The organism is Phenylobacterium sp., from assembly GCF_016793225.1.
GTDB lineage: Bacteria > Pseudomonadota > Alphaproteobacteria > Caulobacterales > Caulobacteraceae > Phenylobacterium.
Genome location: NZ_JAEUMN010000078.1, coordinates 30,790 through 50,573, shown reverse-complemented (window position 1 = coordinate 50,573; position 19,784 = coordinate 30,790). Strand labels below are relative to the sequence as shown.

General features: G+C 72.2%; 19 protein-coding genes. 5 read left to right on the top strand and 14 right to left on the bottom strand.

Annotated features, from left to right (window positions below; translation table 11 throughout):
- Positions 1–14: 14 nt before the first annotated feature.
- Positions 15–959, bottom strand: coding sequence for a J domain-containing protein (locus JNK30_RS08915; RefSeq protein WP_293481759.1), 945 nt, complete (start codon positions 957–959; stop codon positions 15–17).
- Between the two features lie 103 nt (positions 960–1,062).
- Positions 1,063–1,527 carry a YcgN family cysteine cluster protein gene (locus JNK30_RS08910; protein WP_293481757.1) on the bottom strand — a complete coding sequence of 155 codons (465 nt, stop codon included), beginning with the start codon at positions 1,525–1,527 and terminating at the stop codon, positions 1,063–1,065.
- Positions 1,528–1,654: 127 nt separating this feature from the next.
- Here JNK30_RS08910 and JNK30_RS08905 point away from each other — a divergent pair, with 127 nt between their 5' ends.
- The 4 genes from JNK30_RS08905 to JNK30_RS08890 all read left to right on the top strand — a co-directional run bounded on the left by JNK30_RS08905 (position 1,655) and on the right by JNK30_RS08890 (position 6,576).
- Positions 1,655–3,454, top strand: coding sequence for an ABC-F family ATP-binding cassette domain-containing protein (locus JNK30_RS08905; RefSeq protein ID WP_293481755.1), 1,800 nt, complete (start codon positions 1,655–1,657; stop codon positions 3,452–3,454).
- A gap of 491 nt (positions 3,455–3,945) precedes the next feature.
- On the top strand, positions 3,946–4,941 hold the full coding sequence (locus JNK30_RS08900) for an ABC transporter substrate-binding protein (protein WP_293481753.1): 996 nt from the start codon (positions 3,946–3,948) through the stop codon (positions 4,939–4,941).
- Between the two features lie 133 nt (positions 4,942–5,074).
- Positions 5,075–5,812 (top strand): ABC transporter ATP-binding protein, encoded by a 738-nt coding sequence (locus tag JNK30_RS08895; RefSeq protein WP_293481751.1) that lies wholly within the window; start codon positions 5,075–5,077, stop codon positions 5,810–5,812.
- Positions 5,809–6,576: an ABC transporter permease gene (locus JNK30_RS08890; protein ID WP_293481749.1), complete on the top strand. Its 768-nt coding sequence runs from the start codon at positions 5,809–5,811 to the stop codon at positions 6,574–6,576. Before JNK30_RS08895 ends, JNK30_RS08890 begins: the two co-directional genes overlap by 4 nt.
- Before the next feature lie 15 nt (positions 6,577–6,591).
- Here JNK30_RS08890 and JNK30_RS08885 read toward each other — a convergent pair whose 3' ends face one another.
- From JNK30_RS08885 to JNK30_RS08860, 6 genes are all read right to left on the bottom strand, one after another.
- Complete coding sequence (locus JNK30_RS08885; protein WP_293481747.1) at positions 6,592–7,254, bottom strand: hypothetical protein; 663 nt, start codon at positions 7,252–7,254, stop codon at positions 6,592–6,594.
- A gap of 56 nt (positions 7,255–7,310) precedes the next feature.
- Positions 7,311–8,681: a hypothetical protein gene (locus JNK30_RS08880; RefSeq protein WP_293481745.1), complete on the bottom strand. Its 1,371-nt coding sequence runs from the start codon at positions 8,679–8,681 to the stop codon at positions 7,311–7,313.
- A 226-nt stretch (positions 8,682–8,907) separates the two neighbouring features.
- A complete protein-coding gene (locus JNK30_RS08875) occupies positions 8,908–9,642 on the bottom strand; it encodes a 16S rRNA pseudouridine(516) synthase (RefSeq protein ID WP_293481743.1) in 735 nt (244 codons plus the stop codon).
- Entirely contained in the window at positions 9,639–10,541 is a 903-nt protein-coding gene (locus tag JNK30_RS08870) for a class I SAM-dependent methyltransferase (RefSeq protein WP_293481741.1), read from the bottom strand. Before JNK30_RS08870 ends, JNK30_RS08875 begins: the two co-directional genes overlap by 4 nt.
- A gap of 4 nt (positions 10,542–10,545) precedes the next feature.
- On the bottom strand, positions 10,546–12,177 hold the full coding sequence (locus tag JNK30_RS08865; protein ID WP_293481739.1) for a peptide chain release factor 3: 1,632 nt from the start codon (positions 12,175–12,177) through the stop codon (positions 10,546–10,548).
- A 59-nt stretch (positions 12,178–12,236) separates the two neighbouring features.
- A complete protein-coding gene (locus JNK30_RS08860; RefSeq protein ID WP_293481737.1) occupies positions 12,237–14,252 on the bottom strand; it encodes a TonB-dependent receptor in 2,016 nt (671 codons plus the stop codon).
- A 119-nt stretch (positions 14,253–14,371) separates the two neighbouring features.
- Here JNK30_RS08860 and nikR point away from each other — a divergent pair, with 119 nt between their 5' ends.
- Positions 14,372–14,857 carry a nickel-responsive transcriptional regulator NikR gene (gene nikR / locus JNK30_RS08855; RefSeq protein ID WP_293481735.1) on the top strand — a complete coding sequence of 162 codons (486 nt, stop codon included), beginning with the start codon at positions 14,372–14,374 and terminating at the stop codon, positions 14,855–14,857.
- Between the two features lie 12 nt (positions 14,858–14,869).
- Here nikR and JNK30_RS08850 read toward each other — a convergent pair whose 3' ends face one another.
- The 6 genes from JNK30_RS08850 to JNK30_RS08825 form a co-directional block, all read right to left on the bottom strand.
- Entirely contained in the window at positions 14,870–15,379 is a 510-nt protein-coding gene (locus JNK30_RS08850) for a hypothetical protein (RefSeq protein ID WP_293481732.1), read from the bottom strand.
- 66 nt (positions 15,380–15,445) lie between these two features.
- Positions 15,446–15,751, bottom strand: coding sequence for a cell division topological specificity factor MinE (gene minE / locus JNK30_RS08845; RefSeq protein ID WP_293481730.1), 306 nt, complete (start codon positions 15,749–15,751; stop codon positions 15,446–15,448).
- Positions 15,748–16,569: a septum site-determining protein MinD gene (gene minD, locus JNK30_RS08840; protein ID WP_293481728.1), complete on the bottom strand. Its 822-nt coding sequence runs from the start codon at positions 16,567–16,569 to the stop codon at positions 15,748–15,750. Before minD ends, minE begins: the two co-directional genes overlap by 4 nt.
- Before the next feature lie 22 nt (positions 16,570–16,591).
- The gene (minC, locus tag JNK30_RS08835; protein ID WP_293481726.1) at positions 16,592–17,284 is read right to left on the bottom strand and encodes a septum site-determining protein MinC; all 693 of its coding nucleotides are present in this window, start codon (positions 17,282–17,284) and stop codon (positions 16,592–16,594) included.
- 138 nt (positions 17,285–17,422) lie between these two features.
- The gene (locus JNK30_RS08830) at positions 17,423–18,424 is read right to left on the bottom strand and encodes an ATP-dependent DNA ligase (protein WP_293481724.1); all 1,002 of its coding nucleotides are present in this window, start codon (positions 18,422–18,424) and stop codon (positions 17,423–17,425) included.
- 53 nt (positions 18,425–18,477) lie between these two features.
- Entirely contained in the window at positions 18,478–19,749 is a 1,272-nt protein-coding gene (locus JNK30_RS08825; RefSeq protein ID WP_293481722.1) for an LLM class flavin-dependent oxidoreductase, read from the bottom strand.
- Positions 19,750–19,784: the final 35 nt, after the last annotated feature.

The window sequence follows — 19,784 nt, the reverse complement described above, 5'->3', positions numbered from 1 at the left end:
GCCCGCCCGACGCTTCAGCGCCGGCGGGGCGAATAGGGCCGCTTGGCCTGGATCTCCTCGGCGGCCTTCTCCAGCGCGGGATCCGGGGTCTCGGGCAGCATGACCACGAGGCGCGCGAAGAGGTCGCCGCGCTGGCCCTTCGAGTCGGACAGGCCTTTCCCCTTCAGGCGCAGGCGGGCCCCGGTGTTGGAGCCCTTCGGCACCGAGATGTTCACCGGCCCGTCCGGCGTGGGCGCCTCGACCTTGCCGCCGAGCACGGCGTCGTAGACGGTCACGGGCAGGTCCATGACGAGCACGTCCCCCTCGCGCCGGTAGATCGGATGGGGCGCGATGGCGATCTCGATGAAGGCGTCGCCGGGCCCGCTGCGCCCCGGCTGGCCCTGGCCCTTCAGCCGCAGCGTCTGGCCGTCCTGGGCGCCCTTGGGGATGGTGACGTCGATGGTGCGTCCGTCCGAGAACGCGATGCGCTGCTTGCCACCACGGATGGCGTCCACAAGGTCGATCTCCAGCCGGGCGCGGGTGTCGGCGCCGCGCTGGGAGAAGCCGCCGAAGCCGCCGCCCATGCCCCCGGGCCGACCCTGGCGGGCGCCGCCGAACATCTCGCCCAGGATGTCGCCGAGGTCGGCGCCCTCGAACGTCTCGGTCCGGAAGCCGCCCTGCCGGCCGCCGAACCCGCCGCCGGGCTGGCCGCCGCCCCACGGGCCGCCCGCGCCGAAGCCGCCCATGTGGACCTCGCGGCCGTCGGCGTCGATCTCGCCGCGGTCAAACTTCTTGCGCTTTTCGGGATCGCCCACGATGTCGAAGGCCGCCGAGACCTTCTTGAACCGCTCCTCGGCCGCCTTGTTGCCGGGGTTCTGGTCGGGGTGGTTTTCCTTGGCGAGCTTGCGGAACGCCTTGCGGATCTCGTCCGCACTCGCGGTGCGGGCCACGCCCAGTTCCTGATAGGGGTCGCGCGCCAAGCTCGTCAGAATCCCTGCTGAAAGTCCACGCTCACGGTGTGAGTACTAGATTGGGCTGTGGGTTCCAGCCCGCAAGGGTGACTGTGGCGGATTTGCCACAGGGCTATTCGTCGCCCCGCTCCACCACGAGGTCCCAGGCGGCGAAGTCCAGCGCGTCCTCCGGGTCCGCCAGCGCGGTCTCGTTGACGGTCTGCCCGCGCACCGAGATGCCGGCGCGGTGCACGCTCTCGGGATCGCCCGAGATCAGCGGATGCCAGTCGGCGAGGTCGCGCCCCTCGTGCAGCCGACGGTAGGCGCAGCTCTTCGGCATCCACTCCAGCGCCTCGATGTTGTGCGGCGTCAGCTTGATGCAGTCGGGCACCGTCCTGTGGCGGTGGGCGTAGTCGGAGCAGCGGCAGATCTGCGCGTCGAAGAGCTTGCAGTGCACGCGCGTTGGGATGACCTCGCCCGTCTCCTCGTCCTCGAAGCGCACGAGGCAGCAGAGACCGCAGCCGTCGCAGAGGCTCTCCCACTCCGCGACCGTCATCTGTTCGAGCGTCTTGCGCCGCCAGAAGGGTTCGCCGGCCATCCGCAGGGGTTTAGGCCGCACGCGCCGGCAACAGAAGCGCGAACTTCGCGCCTTCGGCCACGCGCGCCGGGCCTTCGCGCGCTTTGGGGTGGCCTCCCTGGCCCGGCCCCGCTATCTCCCGCCCCCCATGAGCCGCGCGCCCATCCTGGCCCTGAAGGACGTCCGTCTCGCCGACGGGCCGGCGATGCTGTTCGACGGCGTCGACCTGGGCCTGGAGCCGCGGGTCCGGGCCTGCCTGGTCGGCCGCAACGGCGCGGGCAAGTCGACGCTGCTGCGGATCCTGGCCGGCGAGGTCCAGGCCGACGCCGGGGAGCGCACGGTCACGCCCGGGACGCGCATCGCCTTCGTCGCCCAGGAGCCGGCCATCGTCGGCGCAACCGTTCTGGACTACGCGATCTCCGGCGGCGCGCCGGCGCACCAGGCCGAGGCGGCGCTGACGGACTTCGGCCTCGACCCCGCGAAGTCCACCCAGGGGCTGTCGGGCGGCGAGATCCGGCGCGCGGCGCTGGCCAAGGCCTTCGCCGAGGACCCGGATGTCCTGCTGCTGGACGAGCCCACCAACCACCTCGATATCCTGGCCATCGAGGTGCTCGAGGCCGAGATCGCCGCCGCCCGGGCCGCGACGCTGATCGTCAGCCATGACCGCGCCTTCCTGGACCGCGTGACCGGCCGCTGCTTCTGGCTCGAGCACCGCAAGGTGCGCCGGCTCGACCAGGGCTTTTTCGCCTTCGACGCCTGGGCCGAGAAGATCGAGGCGCAGGAGGCCGAGGAGGCCCGCCGCCTCGCCGTCACCATCAAGCAGGAGATGCACTGGCTGGCCCGCGGCGTCACCGCCCGGCGCACCCGCAACGAGGGCCGCCTGCGCCGCCTGAACGCCATGCGCGAGGCCAAGGCCCAGTGGATGAAGGACCAGCGCGGCCAGCTCAACATGGGCCTCGCCAGTTCGGGCGTCTCGGGCCAGCGCGTCGCCGAGGTGAAGGGGATCTCAAAGGCGTTCGGCGACCGGGTCGTCCTGAAGCCCTTCTCGACCCGCATCCTGCGCGGCGACCGGATCGCCATCGTCGGCCCCAACGGCGCCGGCAAGACCACGCTGGTGAAGCTGCTCCTGGGCGAGCTTCCGCCCGACGCCGGGGAGGTGAAGCTCGGGACCAACCTGGAGGTCACCTACATCGACCAGAGCCGCGCGGCGCTGGACCCCGAGATGACCCTGAAGGACGTGCTGACGCCCGGCGGCGGCGACCAGGTCATGGTGCGCGGCCGGCCCATGCACTACGCCGGCTACGCCAAGGACTTCCTGTTCCGCGAGAGCCAGTTCCGCCAGCCGGTCCGCACGCTGTCCGGCGGCGAGCGCAACCGCCTGCTGCTGGCCCGCGCGCTGGCCAACGCCGCCAACGTCATGGTGCTGGACGAGCCCACCAACGACCTCGACATGGACACGCTGGACCTGCTCGAGGACCTCCTGGCCGACTACGAGGGCACGCTGATCCTGGTGAGCCACGACCGCGACTTCGTGGACCGGCTCGCCACCTCCACCATCGGGCTCGACGGAACGGGCCGCGCGGTGGAGACGCCGGGCGGGTGGCAGGACTTCGTGGCCCAGAATCCCGGCTTCTTCGGCGCGCCGCGGGTGACCGCCCCCAAGGCCGCGCCGGCCGCGCCCCGCCCAGCCGCGCCCAAGCCGGCCGCCAAGCTGTCGTTCAAGGACCAGCGCCGGCTGCAGGAGCTCGACGGGCTCATCCACGACCTGCCGGGCAAGATCGCGACGCTGGAGACCGCGCTGGCCGACCCGGACCTCTATTCGCGCGACCCCGGGGCCTTCGACCGGTTCACCCGCGCCCTGCAGGCGGCCCAGGCGCAACTCGCCGCCGCCGAGGAGGAATGGCTCGAGCTGGAGGAGCGCCGGGAGGCCCTGGAAGCCGGCCGCTGAGCGCTTTCCTGTGGACGACCCGGAGCGACTGATTTCGCTGCGGAAACCGCGGGTCGTCGAACGGTTGTCCACCGGTTAGTCACCGGTTTCCGACAGTGCGGCGACACATCGGTGACGACGCCCGCTTGCGGGCGCCCGGGATCGGGCGCACCGTCCTCTTGCCGACAGGAACTGCGGCGCGGCGGAGGGAAGAGCTGGCGACAGCAGGACCCCGAGCAAGCGGGCGGAGCGGCAGGTCGAAGGGACAAGGAACCGGGGCGACCCGGAACCGGAACCGGAAGGTCTGGCGCCGGCGGCCAGGGAAAACCGCGGGGCGACCCGCAACCGAACTGGCGGTTGGCCTGAGGCGCAGATCCCCCAACGGATCTGTATGAGAGGGCGACGCTCCGGGCGACCGAAGCGCCGCCCTCTTGCTATGCGGGGCCGGCACTCGCCCCTTGGAACCTCCGCCGCAGCGCCCTACCCTTTCGACGGTCAGTCGAGGGGACTTCATGAAAGCGTTGCGTAGCCTGGTCCTGGCGGCCGCCGCCCTGATCGCCGCCTGTTCGCCCGCGAAGAAGGACGAGGCCGCGCCCGCCGCCGGAGCGCCGGTCACAATCCGGTTCGCCACCGACTGGCGCGCCCAGGCCGAGCACGGCGGCTTCTACCAGGCGTTGGCCTCCGGCGAGTACGCCCGGCGAGGTCTCAATGTGCAGATCGTGCAGGGCGGGCCGGGCGTGAACGTGCCTCAGCTGCTCGCCGCCGGCGCCGTCGACCTCGGCATGGGCTCCAACAGCTTCATCGTCATGAACCTCGCCCAGGAGGGCGTGCCGGTGAAGGCCGTCGCCGCCTTCATGCAGAAGGATCCCCAGGTCCTGATCGCCCACCCGGACACCGGCGTGGAGAAGATCGCGGACCTGAAGGGCCGCCCGATCCTCCTTTCGGACGCCTCCATCACGGCCTTCTGGGTCTGGCTGAAGGCGAAGTACGGCTTCTCCGACGACCAGGTGCGCAAGTACACGTTCAACGCCGCGCCGTTCCTGGCCGACAAGCGCTCCGCGCAGCAGGGCTATGTGACCTCCGAGCCCTACACGATCGAGAAGCAGGCCGGCCTGAAGCCCAAGGTCTTCCTGCTCGCCGACGAGGGCTACCCCGGCTACGCGACGATGGTCCTCGCGCCCGACAGTCTGATCGCGAAGAACCCCAAGGCGGTGCAGGCCTTCGTCGAGGCCTCGGCCAAGGGCTGGCGCGATTACCTCGGCGGCGATCCGTCCGCCGCCGATGCGCTGATCCGCAAGGACAATCCGGAAATGACCCAGGACGTCCTCGACCAGGCCCGCGAGAAGCTGAAGAGCTACAGGATCGTCGACGGGGACGAGGGCGCGCCCGTCGGGGCCATGAGCGACGCCCGCTGGAAGGCCTTCTTCGACGTCGCCTCGGCCCAGGGCGTGTATCCCGGGACCCTGGACTACAAGCGCGCCTACACCCTGCAGTTCGTCCCGAAGTGAGTGTCGCAAGGCGAGGTCGCGGTCTCCTCTGCCCCGCGCGCCGCGGGCGCGGCGAGAGGGAGAGGGCCGGGCGAGGGTGGCTCGGCCGATCCCATGGCGCCGGGAGCGACCCGATACCCCGCGGGGGGAGAGGATGAGTGTCGTCGCCCTCACCGCTGTCGAGGTCGACTACGACCGGGGGCGAGCGCTCGGACCGCTCGATCTGGCCGTCGGCGCGGGCGAGACTGTGGCGATCGTGGGCCCGTCCGGCTGCGGCAAGTCCACGGCGCTGCGGCTGCTCGCCGGGCTGGAGGCGCCCACGCGCGGACAGGTCGTCCGCGCCGCCGGCCGGGGCGAAACCGCGGTCGTGTTCCAGGCGCCCACCCTCGCCCCCTGGCTGTCGGCGCGCGCCAACGTCGCTCTGCCGCTCGAGCTGGCCGGCGTCCGCCGCGACGAGGCCTGCGCGCGCGCCGACGAGGCCCTCGGCCGCGTCGGGCTGGCCGGCGCGGAGGCCGCACGGCCGGTCCAGCTCTCCGGAGGCATGGCGATGCGCGTCAGCCTCGCACGCGCGCTCGTCACCGCGCCCAGGCTGCTGCTGCTCGACGAGCCCTTCGCCGCGCTCGACGAGATCACGCGGCGCACGCTGGCCGACGACGTCCTGGCCCTCTGGGCGGCCACCCGGCCCGCCATCGTGTTCGTCACCCACAACGTGGAAGAGGCCGTCTACATGGCCTCCCGCGTGGTGGTGCTGACCCGCGGCCCCGGCCGCATCGCCGCGGACGTCGAGGTGGAGGGACCCCTGCCCCGACCGCCGGGCTTCCGCACCGGGGCGGCGTTCCGCGCCACCGTCGAGACGGTTTCGGCCGCGCTGGCGGAGGGGAGCACCGGATGAACCGCGCCGTGAACCTGCTGGCGCCCTGGCTGCTGATCGCGGTGCTGCTGGCCGTCTGGGAGGCCGCCTGTCGTCTGCGGGACATCCCCGTCTATTTCCTGCCGCCGCCCAGCGCGATCGCCGACAGCCTCGTCACGGATCTGCCCAGCCTCGCCGCCGCGGCCTGGTACACCCTCTCCAAGGCGCTGGTCGCCCTGGTCATCGCCTCGGTCGTCGCCCAGATCCTCGCCCTGGCCGTCGTGGTCAGCGGGGTCCTGGAGCGCACCGTCCAGCCCATCGCGGTGGTCCTGCAGGTGACGCCGGTCATCGCCATCGCCCCGATCGTCAACATCTGGGCCGGCGTGGACCATCCCGAGCGGGCGCTGATCGGGCTGGCCAGCATCGTGGCGTTCTTCCCCGTCTACTCGGGCGCCGTCACCGGCCTGCGCTCTGCCGACCCCGACCTCGTGCGCCTGTTCGACCTCTACGACGCCGGCCGGCTGCAGAAGCTGCTTCGCCTGCGGCTCCCCTCGGCCGTGCCGTTCCTGCTGGAAGGCCACAAGGTGGCGGCCGGCCTTGCGATCGTGGGGGCCGTGGTCGCCGAGTTCGTTTCCGGCTCGGGCAAGGTCCAGGGCCTCGCCTGGCGGATCCTGGACGCCGGCAACCGCCTGCAGACGGCCAAGATGTTCGCCGCCCTCGTCGTCCTGGGGGCCATGGGCGTCGCGCTCTATGCCCTCCTGCAGGCCGCGGAGCGCGCCGGTCTCCGCTGGTGGCGGGGCCGCTGACCGCGCCCCGCGGGTCTAGTTGGTCGCCTGCTGCACCGGCTTGAGGTCGAAACGCACCGGCACCCGGACCTTGCCGCCCACGGTCGGCATTCCCTCCGCGCTCATCAGCGCCACGCGGAACTTCGGCGCGAGCGCCAGGATCGCCGGGCCGAACCCCTGTCCCGCGGGCTCCTCGCGGTCCACGACGCAGCCCGTCAGCACGCCGCCGGCCTGCACCTCGCAGACGAGCGTGACGCGGATGTTGTTGGGGCCGCCGGCGTCGCCTTTCGGCGCGGCCGCCTGCATGTCCTCGACGCTCGGCAGGGCGGTCCACCGAGGCGTCTTCACGTTGTGGCTCGTGGCCCTCGCCAGCTCGGCCGGGAAGGACATCGAGACGCGCACTTCGGTGTCCTTGCGCAGGCCCTCGGCGCGCATCCCGTGCGCGAGCTTCCGCGCCGCGGCGCCGAAGCCGTAGCCCCTCGGGGTCTCGCCCAGCACGTCGCAGTCCGTCATCTCGCCCGAGCGGTTGGACGTGCAGACCAGTTCGACCCCGCCGCCGACGCCCGCCGCCCTGGCCTTCTCGGGGAAGACCGCGGCCATCTGCTGGGCGGTCGGCGCGGCGATCCAGTTGGTCTCGGCGCGCGCCGCACCCCCGGCGGCCGTCGCGAGGGTGACGAGGAATGCAAGCTTGCGGGACATGGCGCGGATCCTCCGGGCGGAAGGATGCGCCCGACCGCCGCGCCTGTGAAGCCGGGCTAGCCGCGGCGCGGGGGTTCCCCGAGCCGCTCCATGGCGTCGTTCGCCAGCACCGAGAGCGAGCGCAGGCCATGGTCGCCGAACACGTCGAGGGCCGCGTCGAGGGCCATCATCGCGGCCGCCCGCTCTCCGGCGTCGCGGCCGGTCATGCCCATGCGGGCCTCGTAGAGCCGCGCCAGGTGAAGCTGCGCCAGCGCCCAGCCCACCGGATCGCGCCGCGGCGAGAGGTTCGAGAGCTCGATCTTCATCGCCGCCTCTGCGGCGTCCAGCACCGCGGCGTCGCCGGTCAGCTCCGCCTGCCGGGCCAGGCAGACGGCCCGCGATCCGGCGGCGACCCCGCGGAGGGGCAGCGTCGGCGCCTCGCGGAGCACGAGGCCGGCGCGGTCGTAGCAGGAGACGGCGTGCTCGAAGGCCCGAGGATCGCTGGAGGCTTCGCCCAGCGCCTGCAGCGCCTGGGCGAGGGCGATCTGGGTGCGGGCCCAGTCGAGGGGGCTGTGCTCACGCGTCAGGTTGTCGAGCGCCAGGGCCAGCGCCCCCGCGCCTGCGGCCAAGGCGTCGACGTCGCCGACCGCTTCGCCCTTCAGGGCCAGCGCCTGACCGTGCGCGATCTTCGCGCGGGCCCAGGTGAGCGGCTCGTAGGCGGGATCCAGGCGCTCGCCGGCGATGGCCGCCTCGCCCGCCGCAGCGTCCAGCAGGTCGGCGTCCTTCAGCCGCGCGCCGAACCCGCAGAGCAGGTCGGCGCGGATCAGGCGCGCCTCGGCGGCCAGCGCCCGGGCGGCGGTCACCCGCTTGGCGATGTTGTCGAGGGCCGAGATCGGCATCGTGAACCGCTGCGAGAACGCGGCGGCCCCGCGCGCGTCGAGCTTGTCCAGCACCCGGCGGCCTTCGATGGCGAGCAGTCCCACATCGGCCAGCGGCGCGGCGAGCCCGCCCTTCACGCTCGTGCGCGCCTCGCGGAAAGCCACCTCGGCGGCGGCGTTCAGCCCGGGGTCGCCGAAGATCTCTGCGCCCAGGAGGGCGGCGAAGGCCTGCTCGCAACGCGCCCGGGCCCAGCCGTCGCGGCGATGGGCCTGCTCGAAGCCGGCGGCGGCGGTCTCCGCGCCCGCGGCGGCCTTGCGCAACGCCACCGCGTCGCCGGTGCGCCGGGCGACCTCGCGCCAGACGATCGCGGCTTCCAGGCGGCGGCGCGGCTTGTCCTTGGCGCTGATGCGGCCGGCGGCCACGTCGCAGGCCTTGGCTTCCTGCGCCAGCAACTGGCAGTCCAGCAGTTCCAGGAGCGAGGAGTCGCCGCCCGTCAGCCCGTCCTGGGGCGCGCCCTTGGCGCGGTCGGACGCGAAGAAGCGTCGAAGCTCTCGACCCAGCTCGAACATTGACCCGCTCCGGCCCCCCGGCGTCCCACGATGGAACGCCCCTCACAGGCTTCGTCAGGTCTCAAGCAAAGCCGGAGCCGAAGGGTTTAACAAGCCGTTAATTCCGCAGATATGGTTAATGTGGCTTCAAAGAAACGTCAGAAAAACAAAGCCCTGATGCTTTGGGATCGTTAATTTCTGGCACGCTTCTTGCTTTGGCGCGGGGCGCGGCGCGGCCCGCAATCCTTCACGCGAGGATCGCCGCCTGTTCGGACGCCGTGACGGGGCGCCACGCGCCCGGGGCGAGGTCCTCGGGCAGCGCCAGGCCGCCGATGCGGTCGCGGTGCAGGGCGACGACGTGGTTGCCCACGGCGGCGAACATCCGGCGGACCTGGTGATAGCGGCCCTCGGTGATCGTCAGGTAGGCCTCCTGCGGGCCAATGGGCTCCAGGATCGCCGGCGCCAGCGGATCGGTGTCGCCGTCCAGCACCAGCCGCCCGCCTGCGAACGTCTCGGCCTCCCAGCCTTCCAGCGGCCGGTCCAGGGTGGCGCGGTAGCGCTTGGCCACGTGGCTCCTGGGCGAGATCACCCGGTGCAGGAACGCGCCGTCGTCGGTGATCAGCAGCAGCCCGGTGGTGTCCTTGTCCAGTCGCCCGATGGTGGACAGGCCCGGCATCCGCGCCCGCCAGCGGCGCGGCAGGAGCTCGTAGACGCTGCGCCCGGGCTCCTTGTGCGAGCAGACCACGTCCAGCGGCTTGTGCATGACCAGTGTCAGCGGCGCCGGCGGATCGACCGGGCGGTCCACGACCGTCATCCGCTGCGGGAGGTCGGCGGTCACGGGCACTTTCGCGCCGGGGTCCTTCAGCACCTCGCCGTCCAGGACCACCTGCCTGTGCCGCACGAGGTCGGCGATCTCCCGCCGGGAGCCGTAGCCCAGGTTGGCGAGCAGCCGGTCCAGCCTGGCCATGGGCGTCTTGCTCATCGGCGCGCCTCGAAGACCTTGTAGCCGCCGCCCTCGGCGCGCACGTCCACCGACGCGAACGCCTCGCGCAGCGGCGCTTCGTACGGCAGGTGCCGGTTGGCCACCAGCCAGCAGGTCCCGCCCTTGCGCAGCATGGCCGCTGCGGCGCGGACGAAGGCCACGCCCAGGTCGCGGTCCTCGGCGCCGCCGTCGTGGAACGGCGGGTTCATCACCACGAAGTCCAGTCCCTCCAGCCCGGCCTGACGCGCATCGGCCCATCGCAGCGTCACCCGCGGATCGTCCAGGTTGCGCCGTGCGCACTCCACCGCGCGGCGATCCAGCTCCACCCCCGTCAGCCGCGTGACGGCCGGCGAAGCCAGCACCCGCGCGGCAAGCACGCCCACACCACAGCCCAGGTCCGCGCCCTCCCCGGCCAGCGGCGGCAGCGCCTGGAGCAGAAGCGCCGAGCCCGGATCGAGGCGGTCCCAGCTGAAGACCCCCGGCTGCGACCAGAACCCCAGGGCCGGCACGATCCGCGGAGCCCCGGCGGCGATCGCCGCCTCCAGGCCCACCACCGCCTGCGGGCGCACGACCCGGCAGAAGCGATGGTGCCGACGCGCGTCCTCCGCCACCGTCACGCCGAAGGCCTCCAGGCTCTTGCGCAGACGCGAGCCGCCCTTGTCCTTGGGCGCCAGCGCGGTCAGGACGCCGCCCGGCCGCAGCACGCGCAGCGCCTGCGCCAGCACGGCGTCGCGCTCCAGCGTCCCGCCGGGGGCCAGCACCACCGCCGCGTCGATCGACCCGTCCGCCATGCCGGCGAGATCCGCAGAGCCGGGCGTCAGCGGCGACACCTGGAGCGCCCCGGCCGGAACCTCCACGAGCCCCGGCGCCGGCGCGCCGTAGAGGACGGCGCCGCTCACGGCGCTAGGCCCGCTCCTTGGAGCGCTCGAACCGCACCTTCGGGAAGCGCTCGCCCACGTAGCCGACCTCCCAGGCCGACTTCGCGAGGAAGACCGGCTGCGCGTCGATGTCGCTCGCCATGGCGCCGCGGTGCTTGCCGGCGAAGTCCTCGAGGTCGGCCTCGTCCCCGACGATCCACCGCGCCTCGGCATAGGGGCTGGGCTCGAAGATCACCTCGAGCTGGTATTCCTCGCGCAGCCGGTCGGCCATCACCTCGAACTGCAGCTGGCCGACGGCGCCCACGATGAAGTCGGCCCCGATGTTCGGCCGGAACAGCTGCGTCACGCCCTCCTCGGCCAGGCTCTCCAGCGCCTTCTTCAGGTGCTTGGCCTTGAGCGGATCCTTCACGCGCACCCGCTGCAGGATTTCCGGCGCGAAGTTCGGCAGGCCGGCGAAACGCAGGGTCCCGCTCTCCGACAGGCTGTCGCCCACCCGCAGCACGCCGTGGTTCGGGATGCCGATCACATCGCCCGCATAGGCGTCCTCGGCCAGCTCGCGGTCCGAGGCGAAGAACATCATCGGCGCGTTCACGCTCAGCTGCTTGCCGGTGTTCTGCACCTTCAGCTTCATGCCGCGCGTGAAGCGGCCCGAGCACAGCTTCAGGAAGGCGATGCGGTCCCGGTGGTTGGGGTCCATGTTCGCCTGCACCTTGAAGACGAAGCCCGTGACCTCGCGATCGCCGGGGGCCACATGGGTCTCGTCGCCGCCCTTGCGGGCCGCCACGGGCTTGGGCGGCGGCGCATAGGCGCCCAGGCCCTCCAGCAGCTGGTCGACCCCGAAGTGGCGCAGCGCCGAGCCGAAGAAAACCGGCGTCATGTGCCCTTCGAGGAACGACTGCGGGTCGAACGTCTTCAGTCCGCCCTGGGCCAGTTCGGCGTTTTCGGACAGTTCCTCCTGCTCGTCGGGGTCGAGGTAGCTGACCACCGCGTTGCCGCGGAAGGCGATGGGGTCGGGGTGGCCTTCCTCCTCGTCCTTGCCGCCGCGCTTGCTGGCGAACGGCAGGAACCTGTCGCGCCGCAGGTCCAGCATCCCCTTGAACCGCCCGCCCGACCCCGCGGGCCAGTAGAGCGGCGCGGGGTCCAGCGCGAGCTTCGAGGCGACCTCGTCCAGGAGCTCGAACGGGTCCTGCGCCTCGCGGTCCATCTTGTTGATGAAGGTGACGATCGGGATGTCCCGCATGCGGCACACCTCGAACAGCTTCAGGGTCTGGGGCTCGATGCCCTTGGCCGCGTCGAGCACCATCACCGCCGCGTCGGCGGCCGTGAGCGTGCGGTAGGTGTCCTCGGAAAAGTCCTCGTGGCCGGGGGTGTCCAGCAGGTTGAACATCAGCCCGTCGTGGTCGAACGTCATGACGCTGGCCGAGACCGAGATCCCGCGCTCGCGCTCGATCTTCATCCAGTCCGACCGGGTGCGGCGGTTCTCGCCGCGGGCGCGCACCTGCCCCGCCGCCCGGATCGCCCCGCCGGCCAGCAGGAGGTTCTCGGTCAGCGTCGTCTTGCCGGCGTCCGGGTGGGAGATGATGGCGAAGGTGCGCCGCCTCGCCGCCTGTGCGGCGATCCCGGTGCGGGAGTTGGCGGCCTCGGGAGAAGTGCTCATGGGGCGCCGCGCCTACCACGCGCACGCGCCGCGCGAAAGCGACGGGCCGCCCGATGCCTCTAGAAGGTGTAGCGCAGGCCCACGCGGACCTGCCGCGGCTCCATCGGGTGGAAGTGGAAATCCTCGACGCCTTCGTCCGGCTCGCCCGGCAGGCGCGAGGCGTAGAAGTAGGTGATGTCGTTGTCCTTGCTGTCGAAGAGATTGAGCACGTCGACGCGCGCCGCGAGCCGCCCGAACGTGCGCGTGTAGGCGAGGTTGACCACGGTCGAGGACCGCGATCGGGCGCTGTCGTCCTCGACCAGGGGCGCCGGCCCCAGGCGGCGCAGGGTCAGCTGGGCGATGTCCCGGGGCGTGAGGCGCACCGTCGCGCCGGCCGTCACCGCATACTCGAGCGCGTTCGGAATCCGCGCGCCGCCGGGCGGGTCGCCCCGGTAGCGGGCGCGGGTCGCCGCCGCCGAGAGGTCGAGGTTGACGCCGGGCCGCGGCGACCAGGTCATCAGCGCCTCCACGCCCAGGCGCTTCGTGCCGTCGGTGCTCTCGGTCTCGCCCGCGTCGCCCACATAGACGAGCTCGGACTCCAGCCGCAGCGCCCACAGCGCCAGGCTCGCCGCGAAGCCGGGCGTCTCATAGCGGGCCCCCAGCTCGGCCCCGTCGGCGGCCGCGAAGAGCGGCGCCTTGTCGGCCGGGTCGCCGGTCGAAGGGACCACGCGCTGCACCGCCCCGCGCGCATCGTTGGAATGGAAGCCGCGCCCGGCGTCGGCGTAGACCTCGACGGCCGGCGAGATCCGCCAGGCCAGCGTCAGCTTCGGGCTCACCTGCGCGTCGGTGGCGCGGCCCGAATTCAGCGGATTGTCCGAGTCGACATCCACGTGGATCGCGTCGGCGCGGAGGCCCAGCGTCGCGCGCAGCGGTCCGTCCGCCCACGTCGCCGCGCCCCAGACGCCGGCTGACAGTTCGCGCACCTCGTCGCGCCGATCGGTGGAGAGGCGGCGGCGCGCCTTCGTCCGGTAGAGTCCGACCGAGCCGATGTCGTCCAGCCGCGTCTCCGCGCCCGCCCGCAGCGTCAGGGTCCCGGACGGCCGCCACGTGGTGAAGCCCGACGCGCCCGCGATCCAGCGCTTCTCGGCCTGCTCGAACTGGTCGCCGTTCACCGGGTCGTCGAGGAAGTAGGTGAAGTTCGACCAGAGGTTCAGCGTGTAGCGCTGGGCATAGATCACCAGGTCGCTGTCGGCGTCGGGACGGCGACGCGCCGAGAGGATGAAGCGGCTGGTCTTGCCGCCGTCGGTGTCGTCGATGAGGCCGAAGCGCGACAGAGTCCCCGCCTCCACCGCCCGTCGCGGGATCTGGTCGGTGGAGTCCCAGCTTGCGTCGTAGGCCAGCGCGGTCAGCGACCACCCGCCGGCGGCGACGCGGCCGAGGGCGCTCACCTTGCGCAGGTTCTCGTCACGCGCCCAGGGCCCGTCGGCGGTGGTCAGGTCCAGCCCCAGCAGGCCGGCCCCGAGGTCGACGCCGACGACCGCCCGGCCGAAGCGGTGCTCGCCGACCTGGGTTTCCACGAAGCTCGCCGGCAGCCGCTCGAAGGTCCGGAAGGCGGCCGTCCCCGCCGCCGAGAAGTCGCCGGCGTCCGCGAAGTACGGGCCCTTTCGGTAGTCGATCGTCTGGACGAACTCGGGCGTCACGCCGTTCACGTCCAGATAGCCCTGGCCGTGGGCGTGCGTGCGCAGGTTCAGGGGCACGCCGTCCAGCGAGATCGAGAAGTCGGTGCCGTGGTCCAGGTTGAAGCCGCGCAGGAAGAACTGGTTGGCCTTGCCCGACCCCGAGTGCTGGGTGGCCGCCAGGCCCGGGATGACCTCGGCCAGCTCGCCCGGGCGCAGCAGAGGGCGGTCGGCGTAGGCGCCGTACGAGACCTCGCCCTCGCTCGCGCTGGCCGCCACCCCGACGCGGCCCTCCCGCTTGCCCCACACATAGACCTCGTCGATCTCGGGGCCGGCGGTGGGGATGGCCTCGTCGGCGTACAGGGGCGCCGCCCCCAGGACGCCGCCCGCCAGCGCGCATAGCAGCCGGACACGATTCAAGGCCTTCCCCCGCGTAGGAACTTTCGATCCATCTTTCATACGATGTGGCGGTGGGTCCAGCCGACGGGGAGGACTGGGCCCATGCCCCGCGCCTATGATGCGGCGGTCAGGAGATTCCCATGCAGCGTGTGACCGTTTCGCTCGAAGAGGACCTCGCCGAGGCCTTTGACGCCCTGGCGGCGGAGCAGGGCTACGGCAGCCGGTCCGAGGCCGTCCGCGACCTGGTGAGGCGTGCGATCGCCGAGCGGCGCGACGAGGCCGCCGACGGCGACTGCGTGGCGAACCTCAGCTACGTCTACAATCATCACGTCCGGGCGCTGGCCCAACGCCTGACCGAGATCAGCCACGCGCATCATGACCAGGTGGTCGCCACCTTCCACGTCCATCTCGACCACGATCACTGTCTGGAGAGCATGATGCTGAAGGGCCGGACCGCCCGCGTCCGCGCGCTGGCCGACGCCATCCGCGCCGAACGCGGCGTCAGGTTCGGCCAGCTCAACCTGATCGCCGTGGAGCCGAACGGCAGCCACGCCCACGAGGGTCGCCACGACCACGGGGCGCACCAGCACGGGGCCCACGAGCACCTGCGACCGCGGATCGGCTGAGGCGCGCCGGGATCACTTGCCCCCGGACAGCCCGGCGGCCCGTTCGGCGGCGGCGTTGTAGTAGAAGAGCGCCTGGCCCGCCGCCTCCGCATCGCCGGCGCGCGTCACCCGCAGATAGGTCGCCCAGTGCCCGTAGGCGTTGCGGCAATGGGAGTCGCGGTCGTTGATCGCCGCCGAATAGCGGAAGGTCAGGTAGTTCTCCTGGGTGTAGCCGGCGCACGCGGCCAGCGGCGTCAGCCAGTCGAGGCGACCGTGCCTGGCCATCAGCGCCTCTTCGAGCGTCGGCTCCTTCTTCGGCGGCGCCGCGTCCACCGGCCCGTAAGCGCCCTCGCGCACCGCCTTCTCGACCTCCTCGGCCTGCCGGATCATCTGCGCGCGATCGTCGGGCCCGAGGCCCGGCGTCGCCTGAGCGCTGGCGCGGATCCGCGCGGCCATGTCCAGCATCTGCTGGGCGGTGCTCTGGGCCTGGGCCGCGGCAGGAAGGCAGAGGGCGGCGGTCAGGGCGAGGGACAGGACGCGCAAGGCGGGGGCTCCGATGATGGCCAGGAACCCCATCTACGGCCCGGGGACGGATTCGGACGAGCCCGTTCAGGTGGCCGCCGCGCGCCGGCGGCGGGCCTTGGGCGGCGGCGCCGGGGCCGCGAGGGCCGCGGCGGGCACCTCGATGTCGATCGCCAGGGTCGAGACCTGCGTGCCGCGATCCAGCTTCACCTCCACATGATCCCGGTCGATGGGGATGTGGCGCGCGATCACCTCCAGGATCTCCTGCTTGAGCACCGCGGCGAGGTCCGCGCCGCCCGAGAGCGCGCGCTCGTGGGCCAGCAGCACCTGCAGCCGCTCCCGCGCGACCGGCGCCGTCTGCCGCCGCCGGCTGAAGAGGTCCAGCAGGCTCATGCGGCGGCCCTCTTGCCGAAGAGGCGGCTGAGGAGGCCGGGCTTCTCCTGGCGCGGCATGCGGAGCGGGATCGTCTCGCCCATGAGCCGCCGGGCCGCCTCGTCGTAGGCCCGCGCCGCCGGCGAGTCGGGATTGTGCAGCGTCACCGGGCAGCCGAGGTTCGAGGCGGTCAGCACGTCCGGGCTCTCCTGCACGATCCCGAGCAGCGGGATCGCCAGGATCTCCAGCACGTCGTCGACGCTCATCATGTCGCCGCGCGCCGCGCGCGCCGGGTCGAAGCGGGTGAGCAGGAGCTGTTTCTCCACCTTTCCGCCCGTTTCCGCGCGCCGGGTCTTGGAGTCCAGCATCCCGATGATCCGGTCGGAGTCGCGCACCGAGGAGACCTCGGGGTTGGTGACGACCACGGCGGTGTCGGCGAAGCGCATGGCCAGGGTGGCGCCCTTCTCGATGCCCGCCGGGCTGTCGCACACGATCCAGTCGAAGCTCTCGCGCAGCTCTTCGATGACCCGGCCGACGCCCTCCTCGGTGAGCGCGTCCTTGTCGCGCGTCTGGGAGGCCGGCAGCAGCGCCAGGTTGTCCAGCCGCTTGTCCCGGATCAGCGCCTGCGGAAGCTTGGCGTCGCCCTGCACCACGTTGACCAGGTCGAAGACCACGCGACGCTCGGCCCCCATCACCAGGTCGAGGTTGCGCAGGCCCACGTCGAAATCGATGACGACGGTCTTCTGCCCCGCGCGCGCCAGCGACGCCGCTATGGCGGCCGACGATGTGGTCTTGCCGACCCCGCCCTTGCCGGAGGTGACGACGACGACGTTGGACATGGCGGTGACTCCTGGCGCGGGTTCAGTCGAGGGCCGAGAACGAGAGCGCCCCACGGTCGCAGCGCACCTGGACGGCGCGGCCGTGCAGGTCGGGACCCCAGTTCTCTGCCGTGCGGTAGAGGCGGCCGACGCCCACCATCTCGGCTTCGAACTGGCGGCAGAAGATCCGCGACTCCTCGGCCTTGAGCCCGGCGATCGCGCGGCCGCGGAGGCGGCCGTAGATGTGCACGTTGCCGGCCGCGATCACTTCGGCGCCGGAGGCGACAGGCCCGACCACGACGACGTCGCCCTCGTCGAAGACGATGGACTGGCCCGACCGCACCGGGCGGTCGATGAGCAGCGCACCCGGCGCGGGCGCAGGGGCCGCGCTCCGCGCCTCAAGGGTCGTGTCGCGGCCGTGCAGGCTGGTCGGCATGTCGCCCCAGCGGGTGCCGCGAAGCAGGCCCGGCGGCACGCCCTCGACGCCGACGAGGCGCAGGTTCCGGGCGGCCAGCCCGTCCAGGACGATCGGCAGCGACTGGGGGCCGACGGCTTCGGCGACGCCGGCCAGGTCGGCCACCACCGGGCGGCCCTCGAAGAAGCCGGGCGCGCCCTCGAGCTGGCGGTCCAGCGCGGCGAACCAGTCGCCGAAGGGGAACTCCGGCGCGACCACGATCGCCATGAAGCTCCGTCCCCGGACGCGGATCGTCGGGAGCGCCAGCGCATCGCCGTCCATGGCCGCCCTTCCTGAGTGTCGGGATCGGGCGCGCCCCGGCGCGCCCTGGAGGCGGCTATCCGCACCGAGTCGTGCGGCATTCCTGCGGCTTGACCACGCCGCATTGCCGCCTTGCTGCGGCAAAGCTGGCGGATGGCCTCAGCGGCGGATCTGCTCGCATCTGCACTGCGCCGGCGCCTTGTCGGGGCGCCAGCGGACCAGCCGCGCGCCATGCCGGAAGCGGCCGCCCGTCACCTGGTCGTAGGCCACCTCGACCACCAGTTCAGGCCGCAGCGGGACCCAGTCGCCGCTTCGCCCGGTGCTCCAGCGGCTGGGACCGCCCGGCGCGTCGCCGGTGAACCCCTCGCCCTGCAACGCCAGCAGCCGCGCCGTGAGCTCGGGCCGGTCCGCATGCCGGATCGTCGAGGTGAAGCCCACATGGTTCAGCCGCCCCTGGCCGTCGTACAGCCCCAGGAGCAGCGAGCCGACCGCCTTTGTCCCCTCCGCGTAGCGGAAGCCGCCCACCACGCAGTCGGCCGTGCGGATGGTCTTGATCTTCAGCATCGCCCGCTCGCCGGGCGCGTACGGCCCGTCCAGGCGCTTGGCGACCACGCCGTCCAGTTCCGCCGACAGGTCCTTCAGCCAGCCGCAGGCCTTCTCGCGATCCGTCGTGCCCGGCGACAGCCGGATCACCGCCGCCTTCCCGAACCGCTGCACCAGCGCCTCCAGGGCCTTGCGGCGCTCGGACAGGGGCGCCGACACCAGCGAGCGGCCGGCCTTGTCCATCAGGCAGTCGAACAGCGTCAGCGAGGCCGGCTGTTCCGCCGCCAGTTTCCGCACGCGGCTCTCCGCCGGGTGCAGCCGCATCTGCAGCGCTTCGAAGCTGGGCGTCCCGTCCACGTCGATGGTCAGTTCGCCGTCCACCACGAACCGGGGGACCGGCAGCGCCTTCAGCGCCTCGACCATGTCCGGAAAGAACCGGTTCAGCGGCTTGCCCGACTTGGCCTTCAGCAGCACCTCGTCACCGTCGCGGAAGGCCAGGCACCGGAACCCGTCCCACTTCGGCTCGAACCGCCAGCCGGGCCCCGTCGGGGCCTCGTCGACCAGCTTCGCTTCCATGGTGGCGAGATCCAGCGGCACGGGCAGGTCGGCGAGCGGCATGCCGGTGAAAGGCCGCCGCGCGCTCCGCGTTCCCCGTGCGCGCCGCCGCGTGGCTATTCGCCGGCCTTCACCTCGGCGGCGGCCTTGTTCAGGTCGGGCGCATTGGGGGAGCGCATGGCCACGCCGGCCTGCATGCCCTCCTGCAGCGCCTTGGCGGCGCCCTCGTGGGACATGATCTTGGCCAGCACCGCCTGCCCCGCGCGCTCGAACCATTCGCGGTTGTCGATCACGTACTGGCGCGAGGTCCGATAGCCCTCGAGCAGGCCCTGCACCTCGGGGATGACGTAGCGCGCCACCAGTTCCCAGCTGCGGTTGGTGTTCTCGCGGTTGGCCCAGTCGTGGACGAAGCCCAGCACCACGCCGAAGCCGCCGGCCGAGTCGTGCAGCTTGCGGATCGCGGCCACCAGGTCGTCGGGCGTGCCGATCACCGCCGCCGCGCCGGGCGAGAAGGCGGTCTGCTCCACGGCCTCCTCCGGCGTCTTGAACGCCGCGGCGCCGGGCCGCATCAGCGTGCCGACGGTGTACTCGTTGTGCCAGTGCATCAGGCCCTGGGCCGACTCGGCGATGGCCTGCTCCCGCGTCTCGGCGATGTGCCAGCTCATCAGCACGCGCCAGTTCTTGCGGTCGACCGTCTTGCCGGACTTCCGGGCCGCCTCCTCGGCGAAGCCCCACTGCGTCGGCAGCGCCGCCAGGCCGGCGTCCGAGTTGGAGCCGATCGAGAGCACGCCCAGGCCGTACTTGCCCGCCAGCGTCATCCCGGAGGGGCTGATCGACGACGCCGCGACGATCGGCATCTCCTCCTGCAACGGGAAGAGCTGCAGGCGGGCGTCCTGCAGGGTGAACCAGTCGCTCTTGTGGCTGACACGCTCGCCGGCGAACAGGCGCTGGATCACGCCGATGGCCTCGTCCTGGCGGTCGCGCTGGGTCATCGGGTCGATGCCGAGCATGTGCGCGTCGGACGGCAACGCCCCGGGGCCCGTGCCGAAGATCACCCGGCCACCGCTCATGTGGTCCAGCTGGACCATCCGCTGGGCCACGTTGAAGGGGTGGTGGTACGGCAGCGAAACCACGCCCGTGCCCAGCCGGATGCGGTGCGTGTGCTCGGCCACGCCCGCCAGGAACATCTCGGGCGAGGCGATCACCTCCCAGCCGGTCGAGTGGTGCTCGCCCACCCAGAACTCGTCGTAGCCCAGGGCGTCCAGGTGCGCCGCGAACTTGATGTCGTTGCGCATCTGCAGCATCGGGTGCTCCCCGATGGGGTGATGCGGAGCCAGGAACGCGCCGAACTTCATGCGGGCCATGGTGATCCCCTCCCAGTCTTTCACGGGAGTCGTAAGTGACGACCGATCACTTGGCCACT

What these genes read in the sequence shown, in the direction of transcription:
- JNK30_RS08880 (WP_293481745.1), bottom strand. Translation starts at nt 8,681, where the DNA reads ATGTTCGAGCTGGGTCGAGAGCTTCGACGCTTCTTCGCGTCCGACCGC.
- minE (WP_293481730.1), bottom strand. Translation starts at nt 15,751, where the DNA reads ATGAGCCTGCTGGACCTCTTCAGCCGGCGGCGGCAGACGGCGCCGGTC.
- JNK30_RS08890 (WP_293481749.1), top strand. Translation starts at nt 5,809, where the DNA reads ATGAACCGCGCCGTGAACCTGCTGGCGCCCTGGCTGCTGATCGCGGTG.
- JNK30_RS08905 (WP_293481755.1), top strand. Translation starts at nt 1,655, where the DNA reads ATGAGCCGCGCGCCCATCCTGGCCCTGAAGGACGTCCGTCTCGCCGAC.
- JNK30_RS08830 (WP_293481724.1), bottom strand. Translation starts at nt 18,424, where the DNA reads ATGCCGCTCGCCGACCTGCCCGTGCCGCTGGATCTCGCCACCATGGAA.
- nikR (WP_293481735.1), top strand. Translation starts at nt 14,372, where the DNA reads ATGCAGCGTGTGACCGTTTCGCTCGAAGAGGACCTCGCCGAGGCCTTT.
- JNK30_RS08875 (WP_293481743.1), bottom strand. Translation starts at nt 9,642, where the DNA reads ATGAGCAAGACGCCCATGGCCAGGCTGGACCGGCTGCTCGCCAACCTG.
- JNK30_RS08900 (WP_293481753.1), top strand. Translation starts at nt 3,946, where the DNA reads ATGAAAGCGTTGCGTAGCCTGGTCCTGGCGGCCGCCGCCCTGATCGCC.
- minD (WP_293481728.1), bottom strand. Translation starts at nt 16,569, where the DNA reads ATGTCCAACGTCGTCGTCGTCACCTCCGGCAAGGGCGGGGTCGGCAAG.
- JNK30_RS08895 (WP_293481751.1), top strand. Translation starts at nt 5,075, where the DNA reads ATGAGTGTCGTCGCCCTCACCGCTGTCGAGGTCGACTACGACCGGGGG.
- minC (WP_293481726.1), bottom strand. Translation starts at nt 17,284, where the DNA reads ATGGACGGCGATGCGCTGGCGCTCCCGACGATCCGCGTCCGGGGACGG.
- JNK30_RS08885 (WP_293481747.1), bottom strand. Translation starts at nt 7,254, where the DNA reads ATGTCCCGCAAGCTTGCATTCCTCGTCACCCTCGCGACGGCCGCCGGG.
- JNK30_RS08865 (WP_293481739.1), bottom strand. Translation starts at nt 12,177, where the DNA reads ATGAGCACTTCTCCCGAGGCCGCCAACTCCCGCACCGGGATCGCCGCA.
- JNK30_RS08910 (WP_293481757.1), bottom strand. Translation starts at nt 1,527, where the DNA reads ATGGCCGGCGAACCCTTCTGGCGGCGCAAGACGCTCGAACAGATGACG.